This is a genomic window from Mycobacterium sp. 1423905.2, assembly GCF_001673155.1.
GTDB lineage: Bacteria > Actinomycetota > Actinomycetes > Mycobacteriales > Mycobacteriaceae > Mycobacterium.
Genome location: NZ_LZLE01000209.1, coordinates 21,617 through 33,437, shown reverse-complemented (window position 1 = coordinate 33,437; position 11,821 = coordinate 21,617). Strand labels below are relative to the sequence as shown.

Sequence of the window (11,821 nt, the reverse complement as noted above, 5' to 3'; positions counted from 1 at the left end):
GAAACCCAGGACGCCGTGCTGGCCCGGTTGTGCACCGGTGCCCAGCGACACCAGGCTGGTCGGGGTGGTCGACGGGAAAGTGCAGTCCAATGGCTGCAACCGTCCCAACTCACCGCGCAGCACGGCGGCGAGCAAGGGTGCGTCGGCGGCCAATTGTGGGAGCAGGTGCCGGCCCATCCCGTCGACCACCCCGACCAGCCTGGTGTCGCTGGGCACCGGTGCACAACCGGGCCAGCACGGCGTCCTGGGTTTCACCGTCAACGTTCCCGGAACCGAGCGGGTGCTCAACCACATCCGGTGGCGCGACGATCCACCGCACGACCAATGGCAACCGCTTCCCACGTGGTTCGAACGGTTGTCCCGGGCCGGCGTGCCGTCACGCGCGGTGCTGCCGGAATGGTTCATCGGCAGTGGGTTGACCGCCGCGGCGTACCGGGGCGCGCAGTTCCGTCCGACCAACGCGGCCGAGGATTACGCCCAGCGCCTGGCCGACGAGATCGCCGCCGGGCCCGGCTTGATCTACGGCTACCTGGCCGATTTGGACACCGCGACCCACGTGTTCGGCATCGGCTCAGATCAGTGGCACGAGGCGGCGGCCCGGGTCGACGACCTGCTCACCAAACTCCTCGAGGCGCTGCCCCCGACCGCGACCCTGCTGGTGACCGCCGATCACGGCGGACTCAACGTCCCGGCGGACGCCCGCATCGATCTCGACGCCGACCCGCGCCTGACGGCCGGCATCCGCGTGGTCGCCGGCGAGCCGCGCGTACGTTACCTGCACACCTATCCCGACGCGTTCGCCGACGTGCTCGCCACGTGGACCGAGCTGCTGGCTGGTTGGGCCGATGTGCGCAGTCGCGACGACGCGGTGGGCGCGGGCTGGTTCGGACCTGTGGACCCGCGTCATCTGCGCCGCATCGGGGATGTGGTGGTCACCTGCACCTCGCCGGCGGCGGTGCTGGCCACCGCGCATGAACCGCCAGAGTCGGCACAGCTCATCGGCTTTCACGGTGCGGGTACGGCGGTGGAAGTGGGCATCCCGTTGATCGCGTTCCGGCGCTGACGGGCCGGGTTTCTCAGAGCGGGGTCACATAGGCATTGCTGATGCCGCCGTCGACCAGGAACGTCGAGGCGGTGACGAAGGAGGCGTCGTCGCTGGCCAAAAATGCCACCGCAGCGGCGATCTCGTCCGGCTCGGCGAAGCGGCCCAGCGGCACGTGCACCAGACGACGGGCGGCCCGCTGCGGATCCTTGGCGAACAGCTCCTGCAGCAGTGGCGTATTGACCGGTCCGGGGCATAGCGCATTCACCCGGATGCCCTGCCGGGCGAACTGCACACCCAGCTCACGCGACATGGCCAGCACCCCGCCTTTGGAAGCGGTGTAGGAGATCTGCGAGGTCGCCGAACCGAGCACCGCAACAAACGACGCGGTGTTGATGATCGACCCCTTGCCGGCCGGGACCATGTGCCGCAGTGCCGCGCGACAGGACAGATACACCGATTTCAGGTTGACGTCTTGAACGCGTTGCCAGGCGGGCAGTTCGGTGTGCTCGATCAAGTCGTCGTCGGGCGGTGAGATCCCGGCGTTGTTGAACGCGATGTCGACCGATCCGTAGGTCTGCGCGGCGGTGTCGAACAGTGCGTTGACCGCGTCCTGGTCGGACACATCCACGCCGATGAACAGGCCGGCGAGCTCGTCGGCGGCCGCCCGACCCGCCTGCTCGTCGGTGTCACCGACGACGATCGTCGCTCCTTCTGCGTGCATCCGTCGCCCCGCCGCCAACCCGATGCCGCTGCCGCCGCCGGTGATGACCGCAACTCGGCCCGCCAGCCGTCGGGTGAGATCGACCACCTAGGCCTCCTTGATCGCGATGAACACGTTCTTGGTTTCGGTGAAGTGCAGCGGCGCGTCCGGCCCGAGTTCACGGCCCAGTCCGGATTGCTTGAAGCCACCGAACGGAGTGTGGTAGCGCACCGATGAGTGCGAATTGACCGACAGATTGCCGGCTTCGACGGCTCGGGACACGCGCAGGGCGCGAGACAGGTCGTCGGTCCAGATCGAGCCGGATAGCCCGTAGGCCGTGTCGTTGGCCACGGTGATGGCGTCCTGCTCGTCGTCGAAGGCCAGCACGGTGACCACCGGACCGAAGATTTCTTCGGTCACGCTGCGGTCGGTACGCGGCGGCGTGAGAACCGTTGGCGCAAACCAATATCCGGGACCGTTCGGAGCGGTGCCGCGAAAGGCGACGGGAGCGTCGTCGGGTACGTAGGACGCCACCTTGGCGCGGTGCGCGGCCGACACCAACGGGCCCATCTCGGTGTCGGGGGCGGACGGGTCCCCCACCACGATGCCCTTGACGGCCGGCTCGAGCAACTCCATGAACCGGTCGTAGACGTTGCGCTGGACCAAGATTCGACTACGCGCGCAGCAGTCCTGTCCGGCGTTGTCAAAGACGCCGGCCGGCGCGGTAGCCGCCGCCCGCTCCAGATCGCAGTCGGCGAAGACGATGTTGGCGCTCTTACCGCCCAATTCCAGCGTCACCCGCTTGAGGTGAGCCGCCGCGCCGGTCATGACCTTCTTGCCGACCGTGGTGGAGCCGGTGAACACGATCTTGCGGACTTCGGGGTGCGACACCAACCGCTCCCCCACCACGGTGCCCTCGCCCGGCAATACCTGCAGCAGGTCCACGTCCAGCCCCGACTCGACCGCCAGCTCAACGAGACGCAGCGTGGTCAGGGGCGTCCACTCGGCGGGCTTGACGACGACGGCGTTCCCGGCGGCCAGTGCCGGGGCAATGCCCCAGGCTGCGATCACCATCGGGAAGTTCCACGGCGTGATTACCCCGACCACACCCATCGGTTCGTTGAAGGTGACGTTCAGACCGCCCGCGACGGGAATCTGCTTGCCGCTCAACCGTTCCGGGCTGGCCGCGTAGTAATGCAGGACGTCGCGGACATTGCCGGCCTCCCACTGCGCCGAAGCGACGGGATGACCCGAGTTCGCCACCTCCAGCGCGGCGAGTTCGTCGACGTGGGCGTCGACGGCAGCGGCGAACGCCCGCAACCCGGCCGCCCGTTCTGCCGGCGCCAACCGCGCCCACCGACGTTGCGCGGCCTGAGCCCGGCGCACCGCGTCGTCGACGGCCGCGGCGTCGGCGTGCTCGACCGAGCGCAACACTTCCTCGGTCGCGGGATTGATCACCTGTGTTGCGGTCACCGTCAGCCCACGTAGCACGCGGCGGCGTCCACCAGTGCGGCAAACAGCCGCAGATCGTCCAGCGCTTTCTCCGGATGCCATTGCACGGCGACCGCGAAGCCCGCCCCGGGCACTTCCACCGCCTCCACGACGCCGTCCGCGTCGGTGGCACTGACCACCAATCCCTCGCCCACCTGAGCGATGGCTTGATGGTGATAGCACGGCGCGTCCACGGACTCGCCGATCAGCGCCGCCAGACGAGTGCCCGGCACGGTGTGCACCGGTAACCGGGTGAACACTCCGTTGCCGGCGCGATGTCCATTGTGGCCCAACACTTCTGGCAGGTGTTGGTGCAGGGTGCCGCCAAAAGCCACGTTGAGCACCTGGGCGCCGCGGCAGATGCCCAGCACCGGCAGACCGCGTCGCAGCGCGGCGTGTAGCAGCGCGAACTCCCAGGCGTCGCGGTCGGTGCGAGGTCGATCGGTGCTCGGGTGTGGCTGCTGCCCGTAGGTTGCCGGGTCCAGGTCGTAACCGCCGGTGATGATCAGCGCGTCCAAGCTGTCCAGCGTGCGGTCGACGATCTCGGCTTCAGCCGGCTGCGGCGGGAGCAGCATCGCGATGCCGCCGGCCATGACGACGCCCTCGAAGTAATCGGCGGGCAGATAACACGCCGGAATGTCCCAGATCCCGGTCCGCACCTGCTCGAGATAGGACGTCAGGCCGACCACCGGCCGATTCGCCTTAGAGCCGTTCAAAACCCCGCATCCTCTCCCAATCGGTGACCGCCGCGTTGAACGCCGCCACTTCCACGCGCGCGTAGTTGAGATAGTGGGCGACCACGTCGTCGCCGAACGCGTCGCGCGCCAACGTCGAGGCCTCGAACGTCGCGGCGGCTTCGGCCAGGGTGGCGGGCAGCCGCTGGACGCCCGTCGTTTGGTAGGCGTTCCCGGCGCAGGGCTCGGGTGGTTCGAGGCCTTGCTCGACACCGTACAGCCCGCCGGCGATCATCGCCGCCACCGCGAGGTACTGGTTGACGTCACCACCCGCCACCCGGCATTCCACTCGCAGGTTCGCTCCGTGTCCGACCACCCGCAGCGCGCAGGTCCGGTTGTCCATCCCCCAGGCCACCGCGGTTGGAGCGAAACTACCCTCGGCGAAACGCTTGTAGGAGTTGATGTTCGGCGCGTAGCAGAGGGTGAAGTCGCGCAGTGTGGCCAAGAGCCCGGCGATGAAGCTGCGGAACGTCGCCGACATGTGGTGGGGCTGGCTGTCGTCGGCGAATGCCGAGGTGTCGTCGGCGTGGCGCAGCGAGAGATGAATGTGGCAGCTGTTGCCTTCGCGCTCATCGTATTTCGCCATGAAGGTCAGGCTCTTGCCGTGCTGGTCGGCGATCTCCTTGGCGCCGTTCTTGTAGACGGCGTGGTTGTCACAGGTGACCAGCGCCTCGTCGTACCGGAACCCGATCTCCTGCTGACCACGGTTGCATTCACCCTTGACCGTCTCGGGCCGCAGACCCGCCCCCTGCATGCCCAGCCGGATGTCGCGCAGCAATGGCTCCATCCGCGACGAGGCCAACACCGCGTAGTCGATGTTGTAGTCGCTGGCCGGGGTGAGCCCGCGGTAGCCGGCGGCCCACGCCTGGCGATAGGGCTCGTCGAACACCATGAACTCCAGTTCGGTGGCGACGTAAGCGGCCAGGCCGTGCTCGCTGAGTCGGTCCAGCTGGCGGCGCAGCACCGTGCGTGGCGAGGCGGCGACGGGTCGCCCGTCCTCCCAGCGCAGGTCGGCGAGGACCAGGGCCGTGCCGGGCAGCCAGGGCACCCGGCGCAGCGTGGTCAGGTCGGGCACCATCACCATGTCGCCGTAGCCGGTGTCCCAACTCGACATCGCGTAACCGGCCACGGTGTTCATGTCGACGTCGACGGCCAGCAGATAGTTACAGCAGTCGGCACCGCCGGTGGCGACCTCGTCGATGAAGAACTGGCCGGCCACCCGCTTACCGACCAACCGCCCCTGCATGTCGGTGAACGCGACGATGACGGTGTCGAGTTCGCCGGCCGCGACCAGGCCTTCTAAGTCGGCCAGTCCGAGCCCACCCATGAGCCGGGGTGACTACCAGGCGCTCGCGCGTAGCACGATCTCGGTGGCCAGCTGAGCCGCTGACTCCTGGGCGTTGCGGCGACCGAGCAGATCGACCACGCGGTAGTCAGCGTAGACGAAGCGCTGGCTGGCGCGCGCGGCTTCTCGGGTGGTCGGCGAACTGACCAGGACGGTGGTGGCGACTTCGACCGGCGGGCATTGACCGTCACGCGCGGGACCGCTGCCGTCGGCGACCTGCGGATGTCCGCGGTCGATGGCGACCAGTCCGACGAACCGGCCCAGTCTGGTGGCCGCCAGGTCCCAGGCGAGTTCCGCACCGGCGCGGTCACCCACCAACACCGCCCAACTGACCCCCAGCGCGTCCAGGATGCCGATGACGGATTTGGCGGTCAGGCGGGGATCGAATCCGATGACAATGGTGCGAAACGACGCCGTGTGCAGGCGTTCGCAGACCGCGTCGTACGCGGCGGGCGCCCGCTGCTCGGCGGCGAGCAGAACCACGACGACGCCGTTTTCCGGGCCGCTCGCCGCCACTGGAACAGGGAATCCGTCAAGCGTGGTCATCATCGTGGGCACTTCCCGCAAGTTACAGCATTTTCCCTGCTAGCGCGCCCCCTCCAAGCGTTCTCTCAGACCCGAGTGTGCAGCGCGCTGACCACATGGGGCCGCGGCGGCGGCGGGCCGGCAAGCAGGTCGTTGATGGCCGCCAGGTCCAGATGGCCGTCGAGCAGGTCGGCCATCAGGTCCAGTTGCGCGTCGCGGCGCGCTGCGACGTTCACGTCGTCGGCGGCGATGAAGCCGGCGCGGCCGGCGGTGTCGGCTACCTGGGCGAGCCATGTTCGACGGAAGTCGTCGTTGTCCAGCAGGCCGTGCCAGTGGGTGCCGTAGACCGCGCCGCGCACGATGCCGTGCGGGTCGCCGTCCCCGTCGAACCAGCTCGGCTCGTCACAGCGGACGAGTCGGCCGTGGTGGATTTCGTAGCCGTACAACGGGTTTTGCCAACGGCGTAACACTTTGTCGGCACGAAAGACGATGTCGGCGTCCAACAGCCCTAGGCCGGCGACCGCGCCGGCCCGGGTTTCCACCGTGTCCTCGATGGTGCGGCACAACATCTGAAAACCCCCGCAGATCCCGAGCAGCGGCTTGCCGGCACGTGCGTGGTCGACTATTGCCTCGGCGAGACCACGCTCGTGCAGCCAGGTCAAGTCGGCGACGGTGGCCTTGCTGCCCGGAATCACCACGAGGTCCGCATCGGCGAGGTCAGCGGGGTCGGTGATCCAGCGCACCAGCACCCCGGGCTCGCAGGCCAGCGCCTCGACGTCGGTGGAGTTGGAGATGCGGGGTAATCGGATCGCCGCGACCCGCAGCCACTGTGTGCCTCTCGGTGCGGCCGGGGTCCCGACGACGCGATGGGCGATCACCGACAGCGAGTCCTCGGCGTCGAGCCACAGGTCGTCGGCGTAGGGCAGCACGCCGTAGGTGGGACGACCGGTCAACGTAAAAAGTTGGCGCAGGCCAGGTTCCAGCAGTGCTGGGTCGCCACGGAACTTATTGACCACGAAACCGGCGATTAAGGCTTGGTCGTCGGGTTCGAGCACCGCCACCGTGCCGAACAGGTGGGCCAGTAGCCCGCCGCGGTCGATGTCACCGACGAGCAGCACCGGCAGGTCGGCCGCCCTGGCCAGGCCCATGTTGGCCAGATCGGTGGCGCGCAGGTTGATCTCGGCCGGCGAGCCGGCTCCCTCGCACAGGACGACATCGAAATCGTTTCGCAGAGCGGATAATTCGTCGAATACCAGACGGGCCAACCGCTCCCGGTGGGTGAAGTAGCCGGTTGCGGTCACCGACTCCGCGACATGCCCGCGGATGACGAGTTGTGAGGTGCGGTCCCCGCCGGGCTTCAACAGGATGGGATTGAACCGGACACTGGGTTCCAGCCCGGCCGCGCGAGCCTGAATGGCTTGGGCGCGACCGATTTCGCCCCCTTCGACGGTGACCGCCGAATTGTTCGACATGTTCTGGGCTTTGAACGGTGCCACGCGAACCCCGTTGCGGGCCAACAATCGGCACAGCCCCGCGACGACCATGGTTTTGCCGGCATCCGAACTGGTGCCGGCAACTAGCAGCGCCCCGCTCACCCCACTACGGCGAGCAGACGCAAACTCGCACAGAACGGGCCAAATCCGTGCGACTTTGCGTCTGCTCGCGCAAGAGGGGTCACGGCAGGGTCAGGATTTCGGCGCCGGTTTCGGTGACCAGCAGGGTGTGTTCGAACTGGGCGGTCCACTTGCGGTCCTTGGTGACCACGGTCCAGCCGTCGTCCCAGATCTCGTAGTCCAATGCGCCCAGGTTGATCATCGGTTCGATGGTGAAGGTCATGCCCGGCTGAATGATGGTGTCGACGGCCGGCTGATCGTAGTGCAGCACCACCAGCCCGTTGTGGAATGTGGTGCCGATGCCGTGGCCGGTGAAGTCGCGAACGACGTTGTAACCGAACCGGTTTGCGTACGACTCGATGACCCGGCCGATGACCGACAGCGCCCGGCCGGGCTTGACCGCCTTGATTGCCCGCATCGTCGCCTCGTGGGTGCGCTCGACGAGCAGGCGGTGTTCCTCGGACACGTCGCCGGCCAGGAACGTCGCATTGGTGTCGCCATGGACCCCGTTGAGGTAAGCGGTGACGTCGATGTTGACGATGTCGCCATCCTCGATGACCGTCGAGTCCGGGATGCCGTGGCAGATGACCTCGTTGAGCGAGGTGCAGCACGACTTCGGGAATCCTTTGTAGCCCAGCGTCGATGGATAAGCGCCGTTGTCGATCATGTACTCGTGCGCGATCCGGTCCAACTCGTCGGTCGTGACCCCGGGCGCGACCGCCTTGCCCGCCTCGGCCAGCGCGCCGGCGGCAATGCGGCAGGCCACGCGCATCTTCTCGATGACCTCTGGGGTTTGCACCCAGGGCTCCGAACCTTCCTTTGCGGTCGGCTTACCGACGTATTCCGGACGCGCGATCCACTTCGGCACCGGCAGCGTCGGTGCGAGCACGCCGGGAGACAGCGCGGTTCGAACAGGCATGTCCGCCAGCTTAGTCAGCTAAGTCCGCAACCGGCGACGTAACGCCCGGCGGGGTCCCCGAATCACCACCGACCCGAACACCACCTGACCGGTCAGGACGACATGCGGCCTGCCTTCAGCCGGCGCGTCCTTGCGCCGGTCGACCGCACTGCCGACGTACACCTCGACGTTGTCGATCGAGGCGCTGGCTCCCTCGGGCAACCGCAGGTCCAGCGAGCCGAACTTCATGTCGAGTTCGATGACGACGACGGGTCCGGCGAAGCGGGCTTTGGTCAGGTCGAGATCGATGTTGCCGACCCGGCGCACCAACGACAGGCGGGTCGGCACCATCCAGGCACCTTGGCGCTTCAGCGAGCCGGCCCAGCCGCGCAACTCCACCCGGTCGGCGGCGGAGGTGACGATGGCGCCCGGCCCGGGCAGATCGCCGACCAGCCCGTCCAGCTCGTCGCGGGTGCGGGCGAACGACACCCGGGTGGAGCGCTGCTCGAACTCGTCGATGTCGATCAACCCGAGGGCCAGGGCGTTGTGCAGGCGCCGCATGGTGCCGTTGCGATCGGCGTCGGAGACCCGCATTGGCATAGGAGCCACCATGTCCCCACCGGTGTCCGTCATGGCCTTCCTCGTATCCGCGCTCGACCAGCGAAGACCAGATTACCGGGAGGCGCGGCGGCGAATGGCCGCCGCAGGGCAGGCTAGGCCAGGTACCCCGGCGGCAGCGACTCCAGCATGACCTTGGTCATCCGCACCGCGTATTCCGAGCTTCCGCCCCCGACGATCAGCGCCGCGAATGCCAGGTCGCCGCGGTAGCCGGCGAACCAGGAATGCGATCCGCCGGGGAACTCGGCTTCACCGGTCTTGCCGAACACTTCGCCGCAGCCGGCGATGTCCTTGGCGGTTCCGTTGGTCACCACCAGGCGCATCATCGGCCGGAGCGCGTCGACCATCTTCGGGCTGATCGGGGTGTTGTCGCCGTCGACCGAGGTGGGCCGGCCGGCGATGAGCTGGGGAACCGGTGTCTTACCCGCAGCGACGGTGGCCGCGACCAGCGCCATGCCGAACGGGCTGGCCAGCACCCGGCCTTGCCCGAAGCCGTCCTCGGTGCGCTCGGTCAAGTCGACCGTAGGTGGCACGGATCCGGTGACCGTGGTGATGCCGTCGACCTGAAAGTCCAGCCCGATCCCGTACCGGGTGGCCGCCTGGGTCAGGCCGCGGGGCGGCATCTTGCTGCTCAGCTCGGCGAAAGTGGTGTTACACGAACTGGCGAAGGCCCGGGACAGGGGCACCACGCCCAGGTCGAAGCCGCCGTAGTTGGGGATGCTGCGGTGGCCGATGTCGAGGTGGCCGGGGCAGCCGAGCATCGTGTTCGGCGTGGCCATGTCGCGTTCCACGGCCGCGCCGGCGGTGATCATCTTGAAGGTCGATCCGGGCGGGTAGAGACCGGTGGTGGCCAGCAGACCTTCGGCGTCCGCGCCGGCGTTCTGCGCGATGGCGAGGATCTCACCGGTCGACGGTTTGATCGCCACGATCATCGCCTTGCCGCCACGGGTGTCCACCGCGTGCTGGGCGGCGTTCTGCACCGCACGGTCCAAGGTGATCGACACTGACGGCGCCGGGGCGCCTTCGACTTCGTGCAGGACCGCGACGTCGACACCGTTCTGGTTGACGCTGACGATCCGCCAGCCGGCCTGGCCGTCGAGTTGGTCGACTACGGCCTTCTTGATTTGGCTCACCACTGCGGGCGCGAAATGCGGGTCGGTGGGCAACAGCTCGGGCTGCTGGGTGATCACGACGCCGCGCAGATTGCCGATCGCCGGGAAGACCTTGTTGCTGTCGTCGGGAAGCAACGTGACCAGGTCGACGGGCTTGGTGGCGGAGCTGGCCATCTCGGCCAGCAACTGTGGGTCATTCAGGGTGTCGTTGAAGGGATGCAGGGCGTCCACCACCGCGTGCGCGGTCGCGATCAGGTCGGGCCCGGCTGCGGCGGCGTCCAGCAGGTAGTGGTACAGGAACCCGGGAGCCAGCACGTCGCTGCCGCCGAGTTCGTTGACCGAAGCTCGCGGCGGCGGGTCGGACCGCAACGCGAACGTCTGGTGCTCCCCCAGCTTGGGGTGCAGACCGGTAGTGGTCCAGCGAACCTGCCAGCGGCCTTCGTCGCGGGCCATTTTCAGCTGGCCGTCATAGCTCCAGGTTCGGTTCTTCGGCAGATGCCAGGTGAACCGGTAGGCCACCGTACCGACGTCTTCGGCGTATTTGGCGCTGAGCAGTTGCGCGTCCAAATGAGTGGCCTGCAAGCCAGCCCACGCGGCGTTCAGCGCCGCGCGGGCCTCGTTGGCGTCGTCGGTGATGTGGGCTGCGGTGGCGGTGTCGCCCACCGACAGCGCTTTGAAGAACTTCTCGGCGGCCGGGCCCGGTCCCTCGGGCCGCGGAGTGCAGCCGGGCAACGCCACCACGGCCACCGACAGCAAACACGCGGCCACTGAAACCAATGTTGTTCGAGTTACCATCGTTGCTGATGTTAGAGCTGTGACGGTAGCTTCGGCGCCGACACACCGAGATGGAACCGTGATGTGCGGTCCGCTAGTCGAGCAGGACCGTGGCGAAGGTGCCGACTTCTTTGAATCCGACCCGGGCGTACGCGGCGCGGGCCACGGTGTTGAAGTTGTTCACGTACAGGCTGGCGATTCGCCCACTGCCGACGATCACGGCGGCCAGCGTGGCGGTGCCGGCGGTGCCCAGCCCCAGGCCGCGCCACTCCGGATGCACCCAGACGCCCTGGATCTGCCCGACCGACGGCGATTGCGAACCGACCTCGGCCTTGAAGACCACCTGCCCGTGCTCGAAGCGCGCCCAGGCTCGCCCGGCGGCGATCAGGCTGGCGACTCGGCGCCGGTAACCTCGGCCGCCGTCGCCCATCCGCGGGTCGACGCCGACTTCACCAATGAACATGTCCACCGCGGCCACCAGGTAGGCGTCGAGTTCCTCGGGCCGGACCTGGCGCACGCCGGGGTCGATCTCGCAACTGGGATGAGTGGTGATCGCCATCAACGGTTGGTCGTCGCGCACGTCGCGCGCCGGACCCCAGGCCCGCTCGAGGCGCTGCCACATCGGCAATACCAAGTCGGCCCGTCCGACCAGGGACGAGCAGCGCCGCGAGGTGCTCATCGCTTCGTCGGCGAACGCGTGCAGATCGGCCGGCCCGCCGCGCAGCGGGATCAGGTTGGCACCGGCAAAACACAGCGACTCGTCGGGATGGCGCCGCGTCCACAGTTCTCCGCCAATGGAATTGGGTTCCACGCCATAGTCGGCCACCCGCGCGGCGACCATGCAGGATTCCACCGGGTTGGCTCCCAGCACCCGCCACACGGCGGCGGCGTCACGCACCACGGACACCCGTCGCTCACCGACCAGGCGCATGAGGGGCGGAGCCGACATCCAAGCAACTCTCTATG

At 67.9% G+C, this 11,821-nt stretch carries 11 protein-coding genes and 1 pseudogene; 1 reads left to right on the top strand and 11 read right to left on the bottom strand.

Going from position 1 to position 11,821, the window contains the following annotated elements:
• The coding region (locus tag A9W95_RS27925; protein ID WP_253851643.1) for an alkaline phosphatase family protein at window positions 1-177 on the bottom strand (177 nt) is incomplete at its 3' end.
• A 1-nt stretch (window position 178) separates the two neighbouring features.
• On the opposite strand from A9W95_RS27925, the pseudogene A9W95_RS12435 reads away from it, so the two are divergent.
• Window positions 179-1,063 (top strand): annotated as a pseudogene (locus tag A9W95_RS12435) (alkaline phosphatase family protein); the annotation flags it as partial.
• 13 nt (window positions 1,064-1,076) lie between these two features.
• On the opposite strand, the gene A9W95_RS12430 reads toward A9W95_RS12435, so the two are convergent.
• The 10 genes from A9W95_RS12430 to A9W95_RS12385 form a co-directional block, all read right to left on the bottom strand.
• Entirely contained in the window at window positions 1,077-1,853 is a 777-nt protein-coding gene (locus tag A9W95_RS12430) for a 3-oxoacyl-ACP reductase (RefSeq protein WP_067412752.1), read from the bottom strand.
• A complete protein-coding gene (locus A9W95_RS12425; RefSeq protein ID WP_067412750.1) occupies window positions 1,854-3,218 on the bottom strand; it encodes an aldehyde dehydrogenase in 1,365 nt (454 codons plus the stop codon). It abuts the gene before it with no gap.
• A 2-nt stretch (window positions 3,219-3,220) separates the two neighbouring features.
• The gene (locus tag A9W95_RS12420) at window positions 3,221-4,024 is read right to left on the bottom strand and encodes a gamma-glutamyl-gamma-aminobutyrate hydrolase family protein (protein ID WP_371328063.1); all 804 of its coding nucleotides are present in this window, start codon (window positions 4,022-4,024) and stop codon (window positions 3,221-3,223) included.
• On the bottom strand, window positions 3,939-5,297 hold the full coding sequence (locus A9W95_RS12415; protein WP_067412747.1) for a glutamine synthetase family protein: 1,359 nt from the start codon (window positions 5,295-5,297) through the stop codon (window positions 3,939-3,941). Before A9W95_RS12415 ends, A9W95_RS12420 begins: the two co-directional genes overlap by 86 nt.
• 12 nt (window positions 5,298-5,309) lie before the next feature.
• Window positions 5,310-5,864 carry an alpha/beta hydrolase gene (locus tag A9W95_RS12410; protein WP_067412745.1) on the bottom strand — a complete coding sequence of 185 codons (555 nt, stop codon included), beginning with the start codon at window positions 5,862-5,864 and terminating at the stop codon, window positions 5,310-5,312.
• 62 nt (window positions 5,865-5,926) lie between these two features.
• Window positions 5,927-7,435, bottom strand: coding sequence for a cobyric acid synthase (locus A9W95_RS12405; protein WP_067412742.1), 1,509 nt, complete (start codon window positions 7,433-7,435; stop codon window positions 5,927-5,929).
• 79 nt (window positions 7,436-7,514) lie between these two features.
• A complete protein-coding gene (map, locus tag A9W95_RS12400; RefSeq protein WP_067412739.1) occupies window positions 7,515-8,372 on the bottom strand; it encodes a type I methionyl aminopeptidase in 858 nt (285 codons plus the stop codon).
• Window positions 8,373-8,390: 18 nt separating this feature from the next.
• Window positions 8,391-8,984, bottom strand: a complete 594-nt coding sequence (locus tag A9W95_RS12395) for a DUF1707 domain-containing protein (protein ID WP_067412737.1) — start codon at window positions 8,982-8,984, stop codon at window positions 8,391-8,393.
• A gap of 80 nt (window positions 8,985-9,064) precedes the next feature.
• Window positions 9,065-10,876 (bottom strand): penicillin-binding transpeptidase domain-containing protein, encoded by a 1,812-nt coding sequence (locus A9W95_RS12390; protein WP_067412734.1) that lies wholly within the window; start codon window positions 10,874-10,876, stop codon window positions 9,065-9,067.
• 73 nt (window positions 10,877-10,949) lie between these two features.
• The gene (locus A9W95_RS12385) at window positions 10,950-11,804 is read right to left on the bottom strand and encodes a GNAT family N-acetyltransferase (RefSeq protein ID WP_067412731.1); all 855 of its coding nucleotides are present in this window, start codon (window positions 11,802-11,804) and stop codon (window positions 10,950-10,952) included.
• Window positions 11,805-11,821 lie beyond the last annotated feature (17 nt).

Coding starts and splice junctions, on each gene's coding strand:
- A9W95_RS12415 (WP_067412747.1), bottom strand. CDS start 5,297: ATGGGTGGGCTCGGACTGGCCGACTTAGAAGGCCTGGTCGCGGCCGGC.
- A9W95_RS12410 (WP_067412745.1), bottom strand. CDS start 5,864: ATGATGACCACGCTTGACGGATTCCCTGTTCCAGTGGCGGCGAGCGGC.
- map (WP_067412739.1), bottom strand. CDS start 8,372: ATGCCTGTTCGAACCGCGCTGTCTCCCGGCGTGCTCGCACCGACGCTG.
- A9W95_RS12395 (WP_067412737.1), bottom strand. CDS start 8,984: ATGACGGACACCGGTGGGGACATGGTGGCTCCTATGCCAATGCGGGTC.
- A9W95_RS12390 (WP_067412734.1), bottom strand. CDS start 10,876: ATGGTAACTCGAACAACATTGGTTTCAGTGGCCGCGTGTTTGCTGTCG.
- A9W95_RS12385 (WP_067412731.1), bottom strand. CDS start 11,804: ATGTCGGCTCCGCCCCTCATGCGCCTGGTCGGTGAGCGACGGGTGTCC.